Annotated in this window: 17 protein-coding genes and 1 pseudogene; 4 read left to right on the top strand and 14 right to left on the bottom strand. The window is 31.9% G+C overall.

What is annotated here, in order from left to right; all coding sequences use genetic code 11:
- Window positions 1-131: 131 nt before the first annotated feature.
- From DTL3_RS09965 to DTL3_RS07360, 3 genes and pseudogenes are all read left to right on the top strand, one after another.
- A pseudogene (locus DTL3_RS09965) lies at window positions 132-875 on the top strand (ABC transporter permease); the annotation flags it as partial.
- Window positions 876-894: 19 nt separating this feature from the next.
- Window positions 895-1,911, top strand: coding sequence for an ABC transporter ATP-binding protein (locus DTL3_RS07365; protein ID WP_045088158.1), 1,017 nt, complete (start codon window positions 895-897; stop codon window positions 1,909-1,911).
- Window positions 1,911-3,089, top strand: coding sequence for an ABC transporter ATP-binding protein (locus DTL3_RS07360; RefSeq protein ID WP_144403500.1), 1,179 nt, complete (start codon window positions 1,911-1,913; stop codon window positions 3,087-3,089). Before DTL3_RS07365 ends, DTL3_RS07360 begins: the two co-directional genes overlap by 1 nt.
- Before the next feature lie 56 nt (window positions 3,090-3,145).
- Here the strand turns inward: DTL3_RS07360 and DTL3_RS07355 are convergent, their stop codons facing one another.
- From DTL3_RS07355 to DTL3_RS07345, 3 genes are read right to left on the bottom strand one after another with little or no spacing between them, the layout of a single operon-like run.
- Window positions 3,146-3,592: a SoxR reducing system RseC family protein gene (locus DTL3_RS07355; RefSeq protein WP_045088156.1), complete on the bottom strand. Its 447-nt coding sequence runs from the start codon at window positions 3,590-3,592 to the stop codon at window positions 3,146-3,148.
- 5 nt (window positions 3,593-3,597) lie between these two features.
- Complete coding sequence (locus DTL3_RS07350; protein ID WP_045088155.1) at window positions 3,598-3,786, bottom strand: hypothetical protein; 189 nt, start codon at window positions 3,784-3,786, stop codon at window positions 3,598-3,600.
- The gene (locus DTL3_RS07345; RefSeq protein ID WP_045088154.1) at window positions 3,783-4,343 is read right to left on the bottom strand and encodes an RNA polymerase sigma factor; all 561 of its coding nucleotides are present in this window, start codon (window positions 4,341-4,343) and stop codon (window positions 3,783-3,785) included. The genes DTL3_RS07350 and DTL3_RS07345 overlap by 4 nt, the downstream gene beginning before the upstream one ends.
- Window positions 4,344-4,804: 461 nt before the next feature.
- On the opposite strand from DTL3_RS07345, the gene DTL3_RS07340 reads away from it, so the two are divergent.
- A complete protein-coding gene (locus DTL3_RS07340; protein WP_045088153.1) occupies window positions 4,805-6,100 on the top strand; it encodes a Glu/Leu/Phe/Val family dehydrogenase in 1,296 nt (431 codons plus the stop codon).
- Window positions 6,101-6,454: 354 nt separating this feature from the next.
- Here the strand turns inward: DTL3_RS07340 and DTL3_RS09880 are convergent, their stop codons facing one another.
- The 11 genes from DTL3_RS09880 to ilvD all read right to left on the bottom strand — a co-directional run bounded on the left by DTL3_RS09880 (window position 6,455) and on the right by ilvD (window position 18,788).
- The gene (locus DTL3_RS09880) at window positions 6,455-6,586 is read right to left on the bottom strand and encodes a hypothetical protein (RefSeq protein WP_269446379.1); all 132 of its coding nucleotides are present in this window, start codon (window positions 6,584-6,586) and stop codon (window positions 6,455-6,457) included.
- Window positions 6,587-6,678: 92 nt separating this feature from the next.
- Window positions 6,679-7,866, bottom strand: coding sequence for an aminotransferase-like domain-containing protein (locus DTL3_RS07330; RefSeq protein WP_045088151.1), 1,188 nt, complete (start codon window positions 7,864-7,866; stop codon window positions 6,679-6,681).
- 29 nt (window positions 7,867-7,895) lie between these two features.
- The gene (gene cimA / locus DTL3_RS07325) at window positions 7,896-9,500 is read right to left on the bottom strand and encodes a citramalate synthase (protein ID WP_231854002.1); all 1,605 of its coding nucleotides are present in this window, start codon (window positions 9,498-9,500) and stop codon (window positions 7,896-7,898) included.
- Window positions 9,497-10,546 carry a 3-isopropylmalate dehydrogenase gene (locus DTL3_RS07320; RefSeq protein ID WP_045088692.1) on the bottom strand — a complete coding sequence of 350 codons (1,050 nt, stop codon included), beginning with the start codon at window positions 10,544-10,546 and terminating at the stop codon, window positions 9,497-9,499. Before DTL3_RS07320 ends, cimA begins: the two co-directional genes overlap by 4 nt.
- 1 nt (window position 10,547) lies before the next feature.
- Complete coding sequence (gene leuD / locus DTL3_RS07315; RefSeq protein ID WP_045088150.1) at window positions 10,548-11,039, bottom strand: 3-isopropylmalate dehydratase small subunit; 492 nt, start codon at window positions 11,037-11,039, stop codon at window positions 10,548-10,550.
- Entirely contained in the window at window positions 11,039-12,301 is a 1,263-nt protein-coding gene (gene leuC, locus DTL3_RS07310; RefSeq protein ID WP_045088149.1) for a 3-isopropylmalate dehydratase large subunit, read from the bottom strand. Before leuC ends, leuD begins: the two co-directional genes overlap by 1 nt.
- A gap of 11 nt (window positions 12,302-12,312) precedes the next feature.
- On the bottom strand, window positions 12,313-13,848 hold the full coding sequence (locus tag DTL3_RS07305; RefSeq protein WP_045088148.1) for a 2-isopropylmalate synthase: 1,536 nt from the start codon (window positions 13,846-13,848) through the stop codon (window positions 12,313-12,315).
- A 14-nt stretch (window positions 13,849-13,862) separates the two neighbouring features.
- Window positions 13,863-14,855 carry a ketol-acid reductoisomerase gene (ilvC, locus tag DTL3_RS07300; RefSeq protein ID WP_062198236.1) on the bottom strand — a complete coding sequence of 331 codons (993 nt, stop codon included), beginning with the start codon at window positions 14,853-14,855 and terminating at the stop codon, window positions 13,863-13,865.
- 46 nt (window positions 14,856-14,901) lie between these two features.
- Window positions 14,902-15,408 carry an acetolactate synthase small subunit gene (gene ilvN / locus DTL3_RS07295; RefSeq protein ID WP_045088147.1) on the bottom strand — a complete coding sequence of 169 codons (507 nt, stop codon included), beginning with the start codon at window positions 15,406-15,408 and terminating at the stop codon, window positions 14,902-14,904.
- 11 nt (window positions 15,409-15,419) lie between these two features.
- A complete protein-coding gene (gene ilvB / locus DTL3_RS07290) occupies window positions 15,420-17,114 on the bottom strand; it encodes a biosynthetic-type acetolactate synthase large subunit (protein ID WP_045088146.1) in 1,695 nt (564 codons plus the stop codon).
- Window positions 17,115-17,132: 18 nt separating this feature from the next.
- Window positions 17,133-18,788 (bottom strand): dihydroxy-acid dehydratase, encoded by a 1,656-nt coding sequence (ilvD, locus tag DTL3_RS07285; RefSeq protein WP_045088145.1) that lies wholly within the window; start codon window positions 18,786-18,788, stop codon window positions 17,133-17,135.
- Between the last annotated feature and the right edge of the window lie 436 nt (window positions 18,789-19,224).

Raw genomic sequence — 19,224 nt, 5'->3', positions numbered from 1 at the left:
ATAAAGATTCAATTAATTATTCAAACATGATAAAAAACCTAGAAATAATGGATGATAATGATAAATTTATCAAGTATGCAAATGATTTAGTTGATGAGTTTAACAAATATTTTAAAAAATCTATAAATTTTGATCCTTTCATCATGCCTAATGTTACAACCACTAGAACCCCTATTCCGCCTTCACGAGAGCATCCTTTTGGGATAGTTAATCAAAAGGATATTTTTTATGGTGTTATTTGGGGAACTAGAACAGCTTTTGAAATTGGTCTAATTGTTGTAGCTATTTCTACTGCTATTGGTCTCTTTATTGGATCTGTTGCCGCATATTTTGGAGGATGGTTAGAAGAAGTATTAATGAGAATAACTGATATATTTATGTCAATCCCTTTTATGTTAGCTGCAATGGTATTGACAACTATATTAGGCTTAGGTGTAAAAAATATGATGATAGCTCTTATTGTATTTGGATGGATGGTTACTGCAAGACTTATAAGAGGTAATATACTTCAAGCAAAAAACGAACAATACGTTATGGCGGCAAAAGCCTTAGGAGTTAGTGATTTTTTTGTAATAGTTAAGCACATTTTACCTAATACAATTTTTCCAGTGTTGATAAATGCTACTATGAGGATTGGTTCTATGGTTATTACAGCAGCTGCCTTGAGTTTTTTGGGTTTAGGAGCGCCTCAAGGATATGCAGACTGGGGATCGATTTTATCATATTCGAGAGATTGGATAATAGGAGGAACTAATCCGACTCAATATTGGTTTACTATATTGTATCCGGGTATAGCTATGATACTTTTTGTTATTGGTTGGAACCTTTTAGGTGACGCCCTACGAGATATCTTTGATCCTAGAATGAGACACTAACGTGAAGGGAGGATAAGTTTTGAACAATAATAAGAAACCCTTACTTAAAGTTGAAAATCTGCATGTTCATTTTAAAACTGAAGATGGAATAATTAAAGCTGTTAATGGAGTAAATTTTGAATTATTTTCTGGCGAGACTCTCGCAATAGTTGGAGAATCTGGATCGGGAAAAACTGTTACCGCTTTAAGTACAATTAGATTATTAGATGAAAATGGCTGGATTGATGAGGGTAAAATTCATTATAAAGATATAGATGTTTTAGCTTTATCTGACAATCAATTAAGAAAGATTAGAGGTAAAGAAATTTCAATGATATTTCAAGAACCAATGACTGCCTTGAATCCAGTTTTTACCATTGGAGATCAAATAGTTGAATCCTTAGAATTGCATCTAAATATGGGTAAACAAGAGGCAAGAAAACGTGCTATTGAATTGCTTACAAAAGTTGGAATACCGGAACCTGAAAGAAGAATTGATCAATATCCACATGAATTATCTGGTGGAATGAGGCAAAGGGCTATGATTGCTATGGCATTATCCTGCAATCCTTCGATTTTGATTGCAGATGAACCTACGACAGCTTTAGATGTTACAATACAGGCTCAAATATTAGAATTAATGAAAGAATTACAAAAAGAATTTCAGATGTCAATAATTTTTATTACACATGATCTTGGAGTTGTCGCTGAAATGGCAGATAGAGCTATCGTTATGTATGGAGGAGAGGTTGTAGAAAGTGCAGACATTATTACTATATTTAAGAAACCTAGACATCCTTATACTTGGGGTCTTATGAATTCAATTCCACGTATTGATAGAGACGAAGAACGATTGTTATCAATACCAGGAGTTGTACCAAATCCTTTAAATTTTCCTAAAGGGTGTAAATTTTCTAACAGATGTTTTTTTGCTGATAAAAAATGTATTGAAGAGAACCCTAATTTAGAAGAAATAGAGGCTAATCATTTTTCTAGATGTTGGCATATTGACAGGATGTTGAGAGAGATGCATAAGGTAAAAGAAGGTGAAAGATGATGTCCAAAAATGAGAAAGTAATTTTAGAAGTAGAACACTTGAAGAAATACTTTCCTGTCAGGGCCGGTATTTTCAAGAAAATAGTTGCTCAGGTTCAAGCTGTTGATGATATTTCATTCAAAGTTCATGAAGGTGAGACTCTAGGCTTGGTTGGAGAATCTGGCTGTGGGAAAAGCACAACAGGGATGACTATTTTAAGACTATATGAACCTACTTTTGGAAGAATTATTTTAGGAGAAGAAGATACAACTCCTTGGTTTATGAGCAATAATGAAGCAAAACGATACATAAATAAGATGTATGTAGAAAGATTTGATAAAATGCAAAAAAAGTTTGGTTCTAGTGAAGAAGTGATAAATCATCTTGATAAAGAAATCGATAGAAAGTATGCCGATATTTATTTTAAGCAGGGAGCAACTGGTATAAGGCAAAATTTGTTGAATAATCTTACTGAAAAAAGAAGATATTTTAGAAAAAATGCCCAAGTAATTTTTCAAGATCCCTATTCTTCATTGAATCCTAGACTTAGAATTATTGAAATTATTGGTGAAGGAATGAAAGTGAACAAAATGGGTTCAAACAATGAAATACGTGATCGAGTTGCACATTTAATGGAAATTGTGGGTTTATCTAAAGATTATATTTATCGTTATCCACATCAGTTTTCGGGTGGTCAAAGACAAAGAATCGGTATTGCTCGAGCCCTTGCAGTTAATCCTAAACTAATAATTTCAGATGAAGCAGTTTCTGCATTAGATGTGTCTATCCAATCACAAATTATAAATTTATTGGTTGATTTAAAGAAAGAATATGGCTTAACTTTTGTATTTATAGCTCATGACTTGGCTGTTGTTAAGCATATTAGCGACAAAATTGCAGTAATGTATTTAGGGAAAATCGCGGAATTATCAACTAAGAAGGATCTTTTTGATAATCCATTACATCCGTATACTGTGTCTTTAATGTCTGCTATACCTATTCCTGATCCGGAAGTTAAGAAGAAAAGAGTGGTTTTGGAAGGAGATGTTCCTAGTCCATTAAATCCTCCAAAAGGTTGTAGATTTCATCCTCGATGTCCTATTGCAAAAGAAGTTTGTTCAAAAGAAGAACCACCATTGAATGAAGTTGAAGAAAATCATTATGTTTCATGTTTTTTTCCTGGTCAATTTAAAATTTAATTATTGTTTTATTTAATTATAAAAATACTCTGGCTATAATCGTTGCCAGAGTATTTTTATAAAATAGTATTATTTATATTTTGATTTTTGTCATATTTTTCAATAATTGTGGGAAGATACTTATTTTGTATCTTTTTATTATCATAAAATTTTACAAATAAATAAGTTATGCATGTTCCGGCTAAACCTATTAAAAAAGACATTAAGTCAGAAAAATTTAATAAATATAGAATTATAACTATGGTTAAAAAAGTTATTAAAGGTAGTCCATATGCTAAGAAAGACAATTTGACAACTGGAACATTTGGTAACTCCACGATAACTTTGTCACCAATTTGAAAGTCAATATTTTCTATTCTCTTAGCTTTTAACTTGAGTTCATTAGAACCACCTAATATATAACATCCGCTTCTTACTGAACAACTATTACACGCCTCTGTCCTTAAAGTTTTTAAGTAAATATATTCATCATCTATATCTATAACATCCATTATTTCTTTCACAATATTCACCTTCCATATTTTTGTGAAACTAGTTTATGTTTTACCTTTTCTACTGTATTAGATTCACATGAAAAATAACAGTTAATTAATCTATAATATAGATTAGCTAATTTTTTGCAATAGTCATTTACTTGATTTTCTTTCAATAGACCATCAAGATAATCAAGCCACATCTGTTCATTTTTTTCATTCATATTAAATTCGCCTCCTCAATTAGTTTTTTAAGTTTTTTTCTTGCATAATGAAGTTTACTTTTTACGGTGCCTAGAGGAAGATCAGTTATTTCGGCAATTTCATTGTAGCTTAAGCCATCTATGTCACGTAATTTAATAAGTAACCTTTCGTCTTTATCAAGTTGTTCCATTATATTTAAGATAATTTGATAATTAATGTCGTTGAAAGCTTCTTTTTTAACGTTTGTTTCAGAAATAGGTTGTACGCTAAAATTTTCTGGTTCATCACTATCTAAATCCATAGGTTTTTCAACTTCTTTACTATAACTCCTAGAATAATTTTTTCCAACATTTACAGCTATTCTATAGATCCAGGTAGATAATTTTGAACGTCCTTCAAAATTATTAATTCCACGAATTATTCTTAAAAAAACCTCTTGAAGAGCATCTTCTATTTCATTAGGCCTTACGTAATTTTTCAATATACCATAAATTTTTGGTGCATATTCATCATATAAGATTTTAAAAGCTTTTTGATCTTTATTTTTTAAAGCTTCAATAAATTTTTCGTCGTTCAAAATAATCAACTCCACATTAATGAGATCTAAAATAATTATAGCATAGTTTTTTGATTAAAAAATCTCGTCAAAAAAATAAATTAAATATTGAAAATTATAATAAATCTTTGTTTAAAAATGATAAAATAGTAGCAGTTAGAAATAAAACAAACGAATTATTTCGTTTTTTTAAATTTAGAGTTGGAGTTTTATATCTAAATAAATTATAAGTCAAAATATAAATAGAATTTATATTATATTTTTATGTAATCAATAATAGGTTTTTGAATTTATAATGGGTTCAGGGTGGAACCCTCCCACTTTTTTGGTACAAGTACCAAAAAATTTAAAAAATTAAGAATTAGTGAGCTGTAGAACTGTGAGGATGTTTTTGAAAAAATTCAATTCAAAAACACTTATAAAATGTAGGTTTTAGAATTTCTAAAGTGGATAAAATAGGTTTTTAAAAGGGAGGTAGTAGTATGCAGGAAGAAAAAAGAGTAAGTATGTTTGACAATGCAGTTAAGCAATTTGACAGAGCTGCTAGTATTATGGGTTTAGATCCAAATCTTAGAGAAGTTTTAGTAAAACCTAAAAGGGAGTTAATTGTCAATTTCCCAGTGCGTATGGATGATGGAACTACTAAGGTTTTTACAGGATATAGGGTTCAACACAATATGACTTTGGGACCCGCCAAAGGGGGAATCAGATATCATCAAAATGTTACGTTAGATGAGGTAAAGGCTTTAGCTTTTTGGATGACTTGGAAATCGGCAGTTGTAAATATTCCTTATGGTGGGGCTAAAGGTGGAGTTACTGTCGAGCCTAGTCAGTTATCATTTTCAGAACTTGAGAGATTGTCAAGAAGATTTTTTTATGAAATACAAGTAATTTTAGGAGAAGAAATTGACATTCCTGCTCCTGATGTAAATACAGATGGACAAGTAATGTCATGGTATATGGATACCTATTCGATGAGTAAAGGGCATACTTCTTTAGGAATTGTTACTGGTAAGCCAGTGGAAATAGGTGGGTCGGTTGGACGAACAGAAGCCACTGGAAGGGGTATTAATATTTGTCTGCAAGAAGCAGTGAATTATTTAAGAGATAAAGGTAAATTAAATAAGAAAGATGAAGAAATTACAGTTGCTATTCAAGGTTTTGGAAATGTTGGTTCTAATCTAGCTTTGACATTAACTGAGGAATCCAAGATGAGGTTAATTGCTATTTCAGATGTTAGTGGTGGATTATATAAAGAACATGGATTTACAGCTGCTGAAATTAGAGCTTTAATGGAAAGAACAAAAAATAGAAAAAAATTATTATTAGAAGTTAACGAAGAAGGATATAAAGAAATATCAAATGAAGAATTACTAATGTTGAATGTAGATATACTTTCTCCTTGTGCTATGGAAAACGCAATTACAATTGATAACAGTAAAGATATTCAAGCAAAATTAATAGTAGAAGGTGCAAATGGTCCTTTAACTCCTGAAGCTGATGAAATTTTATTATCCAAAAATGTTTTTATAGTTCCTGATTTTCTAGCTAATTCTGGTGGAGTCACTGTTTCATATTTTGAATGGCTGCAGGGTATGCAGTGGGATTTTTGGGAATTAGAAGATGTCAGAAAAGCCCTACATAAGAAGATGACTAGCGCTTTTTACGATGTTATTAAAACAATGGAAAAATATGAGATTGATATGAGAACAGCTGCATATATTAAGGCTATAGATAGAGTTGCGACTGCTACTAAATTGAGAGGTATTTACCCCTGATAAGGATAAAGTACTAAAGTACAGTTGATATCAAATTATCCCTTTCTTCATAAAAAAGAAAGGGATAATTTGATTTAATTAATTAGTAATTTTTGATATAATTCATAAGATAGTTTTTTAGGAAAAAGAGGTGAAAAAAGTGACATCCTTATTAATTTTTTGTTTTGTAAATATCGTTATCGGATATTTTTTTGTTAACCTTTCTTATTGGATTTTTTCAACAGTTTTCCTTGTTCTTATGCTAATATTTTGTTATATAAAAAAGCATTATAATAAGCTTAGTAATGTTTTGTTGTTAATATCTATAATTTTTTCATTTTTTAGTTATTTAAATTCATTTAATCCATCTATTTTTTATGTTTCAATGAATTTTTCAGCAATTTTTGCTACTTTAAAAAGTCTGTACGGTATAGACATATTTTTATTGATTTCATGGATTCTGAATGCTCTTTCGTTTGGGTATTTAATATCCAGTTTAAGAAACATAACCTTAGGAATCATATTTGGAGTTATTATATTTTTTCTGGGATTAAAAGATGTCTACACAAAAAAAGTAAATAAGCGTAATTGAACAGTATCTAAATTGTAGTTAATTGTTTTATACAAACAGATAGTCTTTTAATTCCTTCTTTAATAGTTTTTTCATCTGAGCAAGAATAATTTAATCTTAGGGTATTTACATTAGATTTTCCTACATAAAAAGGATCACCAGGGACAAAAGCTACCTTTTGTTTTATAGAATGATTTAATAGCTCGGTAGCAGCAATATTATTGGGTAAAGTAACCCATAAAAACATACCGCCTACAGGTTTTGTGTATTTCACAGATTTTGGGAAAAATTTTTCAATGCTTTCAATCATTGCCACTCTTTGGGAGTTGTAAGTTTTCTTTATATCAGAAATGTGTTTATCTAGATCTGTGTCTTTCAAATATTGATATATTATTCTTTGACCAACATAATTTGAGTGTAGATCAGCTGCTTGTTTGGCAATTACTAATTTATCCATTATATTATCAGGTGCAATTAACCATCCGATTCTAAATCCCGGAGCAATAATTTTCGAGAATGAACCAAGAAGTATTGTTTGATTTGGTAATAATTTTCCAAAGGAGTCTGCTTCTTTTCCTTCATATCTTAACTCTCCATAAGGATCATCTTCAATTATAAAGGTACGATGTTTTTTCAATATATTAACAATTGTTTCTCTTTTTTCAATAGAGTAAGAAATACCTGTTGGATTCTGAAAATTAGGTACGGTGTAAATTATTTTGGGTGAGAATTGTTCACAAGCAGTTCTTAGTTCGTTGCAATTTAGACCATCCTCGTCAAGAGTTATAGGAACAAATTTTTTGGAAAAAACCGATAAGCATTGGATCGCCCCAAGATAACCAGGTTCTTCTATTGCTACTGGGTCGTTATCATTAAGAAAAACTTTTCCAATAAGATCAAGTGCTTGCTGAGAACCATGGGTGATTAATACATTATCAGCAGAAATATTTAATCCTTTATTTTTGTTATACCTTTCTGCAATAAACTCTCTTAAAGGAAGATATCCCTCCGTCGTGCTGTATTGCAAGACTTCACTTCCGTAAAATTCAAATTGATAATTAGATGCATTCCTAATTTCATCAATAGGGAATAGTTCTTTATTTGGTAATCCTCCAGCAAATGAAATAATTTCTGGATCGTCTATTACCTTAAGAATTTCACGAATGAACGATTTAGGGACATTATTCATTCGATCAGCAAAAATATTTTCTACCATCTTAATCCGCCCTTCTTAGCTAATTTTATCTACATTTTAATGTTAGAATAACTTTTTGTTTCGGAACAATTGTTAATATATAAACCATATTCAATACTATCAATTAAGGCATCCCAACTTGCTTCAATAATATTTGATGAAACGCCAACAGTTGTCCAAGTTCTTTCAGAATCTTTAGTTTCAATTAGTACACGTACTTTTGAAGCGGTACCTGAAGAACTATCCAAAACACGTACTTTATAATCTATAAGTTTTATATCTTTTAAAATAGGGAAGAAATCTTCTAATGCTTTTCTTAATGCGTAGTCCAAAGCATTTACGGGTCCATCTCCTTCAGAAACCGCATGTACTACTTTGTCCTTAACTTTTAATTTAATCACTGCTTCAGTGCTTGTTTCCTCGCCAAAATTGTAGCTAAGAATCTTGAAATTTTCAACTTGAAAATCTGGAACATAATCATAAAATTCCCGCATAATTAGCAATTTTAAAGAGGCGTCCGCACCTTCAAATTGGTATCCTTGATGTTCATATTCTTTTATTTTTGAGGTCAAACTTTTAATTTGGCTTTCGGAAAATTTAGAAGCATCAAAACCTAATTCTTCTATTTTAGATTTTAAATTACTTTTTCCAGACAATTCTGATACTAGTATCCTTCTTTCGTTTCCAACGGCTTCTGGAGGTATATGTTCATAAGTAAGTGGATTTTTAATGATTGCACTAACATGAACACCCCCTTTGTGTGTAAAGGCACTTCTTCCAACAAAAGGTTTCCTATTTTCTGGAGTTAAGTTTGCAATTTCCATAACAAAATTATAAATAGAGGTTGTTTTATCGATTTTTATAGAAGTTAATGGTAAATTATATTTGAACTTTAAAATGGGAATAAGGATTGAAAGATCGGTATTTCCACACCTTTCTCCTAACCCACCGATGGTCCCTTGAATTTGTTCTACACCTTCTTCAAGAGCAACTAAACTATTTGCTACAGCTAAACCGGAATCGTTGTGGGCGTGTATTCCTAATGGAACATTAATCTCTTTTTTAACGGTTTTAATTATTTCTCGAACTCTTGAGGGAATTTGTCCTCCATTAGTGTCACATAGTATAATTGTAGATGCACCAGAATCTTGAGCAACCTGAAGAGTTTTCATTGCATACTTTGCATTATGATTGAACCCATCAAAAAAATGTTCTGCATCAAAAAAAACATTCATTCCGTTATATTTTAAATATTTTATTGTGTCTTCAATAAGTTTTAAATTTTCTTCACAAGAGATATTTAAAGCTTCAATCACGTGAAAGTCCCAGCTTTTTGCAAATATTGTTACAGTTTTTACCCCAGCAGTAATAAGTTTATTAATGTTGACATCGTTTTCAACATTAATTCCAATCTTTTTTGTAGAGCTGAAGGCTACTAGTTCAGTGTTTTTTAAATTTAAATTTTGAGCTTTTACAAAAAATTCTTCGTCTTTTGGATTAGATCCGGGCCATCCACCTTCAATATAGTGAATTCCGTAATCGTCTAATCTTTGAGCAATTTTAATTTTATCACCAATTGAAAATGAAACTCCTTCGCTTTGACTCCCATCTCTTAGTGTTGTATCAAAAAGTATAGGTTCAAAAATATGAATCACCCTCTTTTTAAAACTTTTAATATCTCATCCCCAACTTCTTGTGTTGTGAGTTTTCCTCCCATATCAGGCGTTAATTTATTTTCTTCAATAATGATTTTTATTGCATTTTCAATTTTTTCAGATAAATCATCTCTATGGAAATATTCAAGCATCATAGAAACAGCTAAAATAGCCGCTATAGGATTAGCAATTCCTTTACCAGCAATATCTGGTGCAGAACCATGAATTGGTTCGAACATAGATACTGTGTCAGGGTTTATGTTTGCAGATGCAGCTAATCCCATACCTCCTTGTAGCTCTGCTCCTAAATCGGTAATAATGTCTCCAAACATATTACAAGTTACGATGACATCAAATAGTTCTGGATTTCTAACCATTTTCATGGTTATAGCATCAACGTAATAATGGTCTGTTTTAATATTTGGATATTCGGTTTTTACTTCTTCGAATACTCTTAACCAAAGATTATGAGAATAAGTTAAAACATTACTCTTGTCACATAAAGTAACTTTCCCATTTGTTTTATTTGCATATTCAAATGCGTATCTAATAATTCTTTCTACCCCTTTTCTTGTAGAAACCATTTCTTGTATAGCAACTTCATCAGCAGTTCCTTTTTTTAGGAATCCTCCAATTCCTGCATAAAGTCCTTCTGTATTTTCACGAACAACCGTAAAATTAATTTCTTCTACTCCTTTATTTTTTAAGGGGGAAAAACGATTATTTAATAATTTAATTGGTCTAAGATTGACATATTGATCAAAATGGAATCGAAGTTTCAAAAGTATTCCATGTTCTAAAATTCCAGCTGGTACTTGAGGATCTCCAACTGCTCCAAGATATATGGCATCAAATGTTTCCAATTTTTTTAAGATAGATTCTGGAATTAATTCCCCGTTCTTTAAGTATCTTTTTGCTCCCAAATTGAATTCTTCAAATTTAAAGTTTAAATTGTATTCATTATTGAAATAATTAAATATTTTAAGCCCTTCATTAACGACTTCTGGTCCAATTCCGTCTCCGGGTATTACTGCAATTGATGGCAAATTAATTAACCTCCCTTTTAATTTTTTCAATTAGACCTCCAGCTTCTATTATTTCCTGTAAAAATGCTGGATATGGCTCAGCTTTGTATTCTTTATTGGAGTTAAGATCTCTTATGAGACCTGTAGATAAATCTATTTCAACTATAGAACCATTTTTAATATTTTGTGAAGCTTCTTTAGATATTAAAATTGGTAAACCAATATTTATAGCATTTCTATAAAAAATTCTTGCAAAACTCTCTGCAATAACGCACGATATCCCAGCAGCTTTTATAGCAAGTGGAGCATGTTCTCTTGAACTTCCTGAACCAAAATTTTTGCCTGCTACAATTATGTCACCATTTTTTACTTCTTTAACAAAATTTTTATCGATATCTTCCATACAATGTTGAGCTAAAACAGCAGGATCTGGATTATTTAAATATCGTGCAGGTATGATGACATCTGTATCAACATTGTCTCCATATTTAAAAACTTTTCCTTTTAATTTCATTATAAGACCTCCTCAGGATGAGCAATATAACCTTTAATAGCAGAGGCGGCTGCGACGGCTGGATTTGATAAGTACACTTCACTTTGAGGGTGTCCCATTCTTCCAACAAAGTTTCTATTTGTAGTGGAAATAGCTTTTTCTCCTTTTGCTAAAACTCCCATGTGACCACCTAGACATGGTCCACAGGTTGGAGTACTTACCGCAGCGCCAGCATTTATGAAAATTTCTATAAGGCCTTCTTTTAGTGCATTTATATAAATTTCTTGTGTTCCTGGAAAAATAATACATCTTACATCTGGATGTACTTTATGATCTTTGAATATCTGTGCTGCGATTCTTAAATCTTCAATTCTTCCATTTGTACATGATCCTATAACTGCTTGATCAATTTTAATATTTTTGGCTTCTTGTACAGGTCTTGTATTTTCAGGAAGATGAGGAAATGCAATTTGAGGTTCTATATTTGAAACATCAAATTCAAGAATCTTGTCATAAATTGAATCTTTATCACTTGCTATAGGTGAATAATCTCGAGTGACTCGTGCCTCTAAATATTCTTTAGTTTTGTCGTCATATTCAAATAAACCACATTTAGCTCCTGCTTCAATTGCCATATTTGCCATTGTCATTCTTGAATCTATAGATAGATTTTTAATAGTTTCACCGCTAAATTCTATAGACTTATATAGAGCACCATCAACACCAATTTGTCCAATAGTATATAATATCAAGTCTTTTCCACTAACCCATGGTTTTAATTTTCCTTTGTATATTATTTTAATTGTTTCAGGAACTCTAAACCATAAAAATCCTGTTGCCATAGCAGCAGCAATGTCGGTACTTCCCACACCCGTAGCTAAGGCGTTTAATGCTCCATAAGTACAGGTGTGAGAGTCGGCACCAATTATAATTTCACCTGGAGCTACCAACCCTTTTTCAGGAAGTAAACAATGTTCAATTCCAACTCTCCCAACTTCAAAGTAATTAGTTATTTGCATCTCTTTTGCAAAATTTCTTATAAGAAGAGAATTTTCAGCAGACTTAATATCTTTATTTGGAGTAAAGTGGTCTGGAACAAGCGCTATTTTATCTATATCAAAGACTTTATTAATTCCAATTTTTCTAAATTCGTTAATGGCAACAGGCGCTGTAACATCATTTCCCAATATTAAGTCAACTTTAGCGTTAACTATCTCACCAGGGTTGAGTTTACTTTTATTAGAATGTGAGGCTAAAATTTTTTCTACAATTGTCATTTTTATTCCTCTCTTTCCTAAACATTTCTAACCTTTTTTTGTTTTTTTGAAATATATTTATTTAATGCGTTTATATATGCTAAACTACTAGCATAAGTAACGTCTGATTCGACTGATCTTCCGGTATATATCTCATCCTCAATTTTAAGTTTCACTATGGCTTCACCAAGAGCATCAGTTCCCTCAGTAATAGCCTCGATTTTATAAGATACTAATGAAATGCTTGGGATGTCAACAACCTCATTGATTGTCTTGAAAATAGCATCTATTGGTCCGTCACCACTACAAGCTGCTTTTTGAATAACCTGATCTCCAACTTTAATTTTTATTGTTGCGGTAGGCAATACTGTATTTCCTGTATTAACAGATACATAATCTAGAACATAATAATCTTCAACTTTATATATTTCATCGCTAATCAAAGCGTCTATATCGGCGTTTGATAAATTCTTTTTTTTGTCTGCAAGATTCTTAAATTTGTTAAACAATTTTTCAAAAGTATCCTCGTCGACTTTATATCCCGAAGCATTTAAGTATTCTTTAAAAGCATGTCTTCCAGAATGTTTTCCAAGAACTAGCGAATTATTTTTTAGACCTATACTTTTAGCATCCATAATTTCATAAGTTGTTCTTTCTTTAATGAGTCCATCTTGATGAATTCCTGATTCATGAGCAAAAGCGTTCTTACCTACAATAGCTTTATTTGGTTGTACAGGCATTCCAGTAAAATTAGATACCATAGTGCTCAATTTAATAATTTGACTAGTATCTTGAGTTACAATGATGTCTTTAAAGAAGTCCTTTCTAGTGACAAAAGTCATTATAACTTCTTCTAATGCACTATTTCCAGCTCTTTCTCCAATACCATTTACTGCTACTTCAACTTGATCCGCACCATTTATTACTGCAGCAACAGTGTTTGCAGTTGCCATTCCAAGATCATTATGACAGTGTACACTGAGTTCTACTTTATCTATTCCTTTTGTATTTTCTTTGATTTTTTTAATAAAAGTACCAAATTCTTGGGGGATAGCATATCCCACAGTATCTGGAACATTAATTACGGTGGCACCAGCTTGGATGACTTTTTCAAAAATCAGATATAAAAATTCTAAATCGCTTCTTGAAGCGTCTTCAGCAGAAAATTCTATGTTTTGAGTGTATTTTGAAGCATATTTAACTGCATCAACAGCTCTTTCAATTACTTGATTCGGTGTCATATTGAGTTTATATTTCATATGAATTGGAGATGTAGCAATAAATACGTGAATTCTTGGATTTTCTGCATCTTGAATTGCTTCCCACGCACAATCTATATCTTTATAATTTGCACGTGCTAAAGCTGCAATTTCGACATCCCTAATTTTTTCTGCTATTGTTTTAACACTTTCGAAATCTCCCTGTGAGGATATAGGAAACCCAGCTTCAATTACATCTACTTTAAGCATGGATAGTTGTTCAGCAATAGCTAATTTTTCTTCTTTAGTCAAGTTTACACCAGGGGATTGTTCCCCATCTCTTAATGTTGTATCAAAAACCTTTATTTTTCTCAAGAGATATCACACTCCTATTTTTCAATCCAAGGCATCATAGCTCGTAATTTATCTCCAACTTGTTCTAAAAGAGATTCATTGTCTTTTTTTGTTAAAGAGTTAAATACAGGCCTATTTGCATGATTTTCTAATATCCAATCTCTTGCAAAATTCCCATTTTGAATGTTTTTTAATACTTCTTTCATTGTTTTTTTAACATTATCATCTATTACTTTTGGTCCTACTGTCAAATCACCATATTGTGCTGTATCACTTATTGAATATCTCATCTTTTTAAGTCCACCTTCGTAAATTAAATCAACAATTAATTTCATTTCATTCAAACATTCAAAATAAGCTATTTCTGGTTGATAACCTGCTTCCACTAAGGTTTCAAAACCTGCTTTTATTAGTGAAGTTAAACCTCCACATAATACTGCCTGTTCTCCAAATAAATCAGTTTCAGTTTCTTCCTTAAAGGTCGTTTTAATTACACCTGCTCTCGTACATCCAATACCTTTAGCATAGGCTAATCCTATTTCTTTAGCTTTTCCACTAAAATCTTGTTCTACAGCTAATAATCCGGGAACACCCTTATTTTCAACATACATTCTTCTAACTAAATGCCCAGGGCCTTTTGGAGCTACCATAAAAACGTCTACATTTGTTGGAGGGACTATTTGTCCAAAATGAATATTGAATCCATGCGAAAAGCCAATTGAATCACCCTCTTTAAGATTGGGTTCTATATCTTTTTTGTAAACCTCACTTTGTACTTCATCGGGAATAAGTATTTGAATAATATCTGCCCGTTTGACTGCTTCTGATGTTTCATATACTTCAAAACCATCTTTTTGCGCAATGATTTTACTTTTGCTGTCTTTTTTTAGGCCAATAATAACTTTTAAACCGCTATCTTTAAGATTTTGTGCTTGAGCATGACCTTGACTTCCATATCCTAGTACAGCAATTGTTTTATCTTTTAAAATACTTAAATCTGCATCTTTTTCATAAAAAATTGCTAACATTCTTATCCTCTCCTTTTTATGTAATTTTTTTATAAGAACATATAAGTTAATTTTTTACTTTAGTAGTACTCGAAGACGATAGTTCTCTATCTAAAGCTACTATACCTGTACGTACTACTTCTTTTATTCCAAAATCTTTTAATAACTCTATTAGTGCATTTATCTTACTTTCGTCACCTGTAACTTCAATTGTTACAGTTTCTGGGGATAGATCCACTATTTTTCCTCTAAATACATTTACGACTTGAATTAATTGTGTACGCATATTTTTATTACAGTTTACCTTAATTAACGCCATATCTCTTTCAACCATATTAGATTGATTTAATTCAGTAACTTTTATAACGTCGATTAATTTATATAGTTGCTTTTTAACTTGCTCAAGTGTTCGATCATCTCCTTCAACTACTATGGTCATTCTTGAAAATTCTGGTTTTTCAGTTTCTCCAACATTTAAACTTAGAATATTAAAGTTTCTTCGACTAAAAAGTCCGGAAATTCTAGCAAGTACAGCAGGTTGATTAGAAACAGTTACGGATAGTATATGTTTCATCCTCAATCACCTCAAATTTCTGTTTCTTTAAGAACATTTTTATAATCTAACATTTCCTCCAAAGACGCTCCTTCAGGTACCATAGGAAATACATTCTCATCTTGAGGAATAGCGAAGTCAAGTAACATTGGTCCAGGAAAATTTAGTGCTTCTTTGATAGCTTTTTCAACATCTTTTTTTTGATTTATTTTGATTGCTTTAATATCGTATGCTTGAGCTATTTTTACGAAATCGGGGTTGTGGATTAAAGTATGTGAATACCTTTCATTAAAGAAAAGTTCTTGCCATTGTCTTACCATTCCTAATGTACCATTGTTGAAAATTATAATTTTAATAGGAAGATTGTTGTTGCTAATAGTTGCTAATTCTTGTATATTCATTTGAAAACCGCCATCTCCTGATATACAGATAACTGGTAAATCAGGATTTCCTAACTGAGCTCCTATACTGGCAGGTAGACCAAATCCCATAGTTCCCAAGCCACCAGAAGATATGAAGGATCGGGGCTTTAAAAAAGTTAGATATTGAGCAGCCCACATTTGATGCTGTCCTACATCCGTTACAATTATTGAATTTTTCTTTACTATTTCGTTTAATTTTTCTAGAATGAATTGCGGTTTAATATTTGACTCTCCATGATTATAAGATAAAGGAAATTCTTTTTTCCACTCTTGAATTGTATTTAACCATTCCGTTCTTTCTTCAGTTTTTATAAAAGGAATTAATTTATTCAAAATATTTTTTGCATCTCCGACTATGGGGATATCAACTTTGATATTTTTGTTAATTTCAGCAGGATCAATATCAATGTGAATTATTGTTGCATTGGGTGCAAATTTATCTACTCTACCTGTTACCCTATCGTCAAAGCGAACTCCAATGGCAATGAGTAAATCGCATTCGGAAATGGCAAAATTTGCATATTTTGTACCATGCATTCCGACCATTCCTAAAGAAAACTCATCAGTTAATGGGAATGAACCAAGACCCATTAAAGAATTAGTTACAGGAATTCTTCCTTTCTTAGCTAGGGTAACTAATTCATTAGAAGCATTTGAACTTAATACTCCACCCCCAGCAAAAATTAACGGTCGACGAGCATTATTGATAAATTCAGCAGCAGTTTTTATTTGCATATAATTTCCTTCATAAGTTGGCTGGTATCCAGGTAAACTAACTTTATCTGGATAGTTATAGTCATATTGTGATTTTATAATGTCAACAGGTAAATCAATGAGTACGGGGCCTGGTCTCCCTGTTCTTGCTATATAAAAGGCTTCCTTTATTACTTTTGCTAAATCTTTTATACTAGATACCATATAATTATGTTTAGTGATAGGAAGAGTTATTCCTCTAATGTCTATTTCTTGGAATGAATCGGTTCCAATTAAATGTGTAGGAGCTTGTCCAGTAAAGGCAATAACTGGAACTGAATCCATATAGGCATTAGCGAGTCCAGTAACTAAATTCGTAGCTCCTGGGCCGGAAGTAGCTATACATACTCCTACCTTTCCGGTGCTTCTGGAATATCCATCAGCTGCGTGAACAGCTGCTTGTTCATGTCTAACTAACACATGTTTAATCGGAGCATCATACAACTCATCATATAGAGGAATTACTTTTCCTCCAGGGTAGCCAAATATGATATCAACATCTTCTCTCAATAAAGATTCAATTAGAATCCTAGCTCCTGAGAGTTTAGCCATAAGAACACCTCCACTTATTTACATTAAAAAAGCTCCCTTATCTGAAGGTTGAACCATTTTACTATATCGTCCTAGATAACCGTCAACAATTGGATTAGTTGGATGAAACTTTGTAATTCTTTCTTCTAATTCTTCTGATGAAATTTCCAAATTAAGAGTTTTCTCTGGAATGTTTATGCATATAATGTCTCCGTCTCTTACTATCCCTATCGGGCCACCAGCAGCTGCTTCTGGAGAAACATGACCAATAGCTGCTCCTCTGGTAGCTCCAGAAAATCTTCCGTCTGTTATCAAGGCTACACTTTTATCTAATCCCATTCCAGCTAAAGCTGAAGTAGCCGCAAGCATTTCTCTCATACCTGGTCCCCCCTTTGGACCTTCGTATAAAATAACGATGACGTCTCCTTCTTTGATTTTTCCTTCGAATATAGCTTTAATAGCCTCTTCTTCTTTCTTAAAAACTTTAGCAGGACCTTTATGAATTAGCATTTCATCTGCTACTGCTATTTGTTTTACAACAGCTCCTTGAGGAGCAATATTTCCCTTTAAGACAGCTATTCCTCCATCTTTATGATATGGATTTTGAATGGGTCTTATTACATCATGATTCACGTATTTTACAGAATCAATAGTTTCTTTGAGTGTCTTACCGGTAACTGTTAAACACTCTAAATGAAGTAAATCATTTTTAGATAATTCTTTCATTACAGCTGGTATGCCCCCTGCAAAGTAGAGATCCTCAATATGATTAATTCCAGCAGGAGTTAAACTGCAAAGATGTGGAGTTCTTTCACTAACTTCATTGATTACGTCTAAGTTGAAATCTATCCCTGCTTCATGAGCAATAGCAGGTAAATGTAAAGCTGTATTGGTTGAACAACCTAGAGCCATGTCTAAAGTTAAAGCATTTTCAAAAGATTCTTTTGAAATAATATCTGAAATTTTAATGTTTTTATTTACAAGTTCCACAATTATTTCTCCACTTTCTGTAGCTAGTCTTCTTCTTTCAGAAAAAACCGCTGGAATAGTTCCGTTTCCAGGTAGAGATATTCCTAAAGCCTCAGTAATACAGTTCATGGAATTTGCAGTGAACATGCCAGCACACGAACCATATCCTGGACAGGCAGACTTTTCCAACTCTTCTAATTCTTCCAAAGAGATTTTATTGGCCTTTATTAATCCTACTGCTTCAAACATATCATGTAAATCAATCTTTTTACCTTGGTAATTTCCTGCAAGCATTGGCCCTCCGCTAATAATAATTGTTGGAAGATTTAATCTTAATGCGGCCATCAACATCCCCGGGACTATTTTGTCACAATTAGGAATTAAAACAAGCCCATCGAATTGATAAGCTCTAACAACAGATTCGATAGAATCAGCTATTAAGTCCCTGCTAGGAAGAGAATACTTCATTCCGATATGTCCCATAGCTATACCATCACATATTCCAATAGTCGAAAATGCAAGTGGAATGCCACCTGCAGAAGAAACACCTTTTTTAACAAATTCGCACAATTCATTTAAGTGTTTATGTCCCGGAATAATGTCGTTTGATGCATGAGCTATTCCTATTATCGGCTTGTTCAGATCGTTTTTTGTTAGTCCTAAGGCATATAATAAGGACCTATGAGGAGCCTTTTCAACCCCTTTTTTGATTTGATCACTATTCAACTTTACACCTCCCATATTTAGAAAAATAAATAGAAAAAACCCCGGTAGAATTCATTTCAAATAAAATAGAAATTAAATAAATATAAACAAAAATAATGTAAAATTCTTCATAGTTAAGACAATGTTGAAAAATTTTTCATTATGGCAAATTATTGGTAACTATTCGAGATTAATTGTAATTATTTGTGATTATACAACAAAATCTTTAATTTTGCAAAGATTTATACAAAAAATCATGATTAAGCTTAATAGGTGTATAAATATTATGCTATGAGGAATTGGATAAAAAATTCATAAATAAGTAAACTAATATTTACTCTATTAACAAAAATGTTACCATAAAGTTGCGAGTAAATTGTTTTGATGAAAGCAAAATCTTGAAGAAAGTTAGGAGATTAATATATAAATTAAATTATCTTATATAGTACATATTAAC

Source organism: Defluviitoga tunisiensis (assembly GCF_000953715.1).
GTDB lineage: Bacteria > Thermotogota > Thermotogae > Petrotogales > Petrotogaceae > Defluviitoga > Defluviitoga tunisiensis.
The sequence above is the reverse complement of the archived record's forward strand: the minus strand, read 5'-3'. Positions and strand labels throughout refer to the sequence as shown.

Excerpts from the sequence above, each read along its gene's own strand:
- DTL3_RS07360 (WP_144403500.1), top strand. The coding sequence starts at position 1,911 with ATGTCCAAAAATGAGAAAGTAATTTTAGAAGTAGAACACTTGAAGAAA.
- DTL3_RS07350 (WP_045088155.1), bottom strand. The coding sequence starts at position 3,786 with ATGAATGAAAAAAATGAACAGATGTGGCTTGATTATCTTGATGGTCTA.
- DTL3_RS07340 (WP_045088153.1), top strand. The coding sequence starts at position 4,805 with ATGCAGGAAGAAAAAAGAGTAAGTATGTTTGACAATGCAGTTAAGCAA.
- DTL3_RS09880 (WP_269446379.1), bottom strand. The coding sequence starts at position 6,586 with ATGTTTCTTAAACTGGATATTAAATACCCAAACGAAAGAGCATTCAGA.
- DTL3_RS07330 (WP_045088151.1), bottom strand. The coding sequence starts at position 7,866 with ATGGTAGAAAATATTTTTGCTGATCGAATGAATAATGTCCCTAAATCG.
- leuD (WP_045088150.1), bottom strand. The coding sequence starts at position 11,039 with ATGAAATTAAAAGGAAAAGTTTTTAAATATGGAGACAATGTTGATACA.
- ilvC (WP_062198236.1), bottom strand. The coding sequence starts at position 14,855 with ATGTTAGCAATTTTTTATGAAAAAGATGCAGATTTAAGTATTTTAAAA.
- ilvN (WP_045088147.1), bottom strand. The coding sequence starts at position 15,408 with ATGAAACATATACTATCCGTAACTGTTTCTAATCAACCTGCTGTACTT.
- ilvB (WP_045088146.1), bottom strand. The coding sequence starts at position 17,114 with ATGGCTAAACTCTCAGGAGCTAGGATTCTAATTGAATCTTTATTGAGA.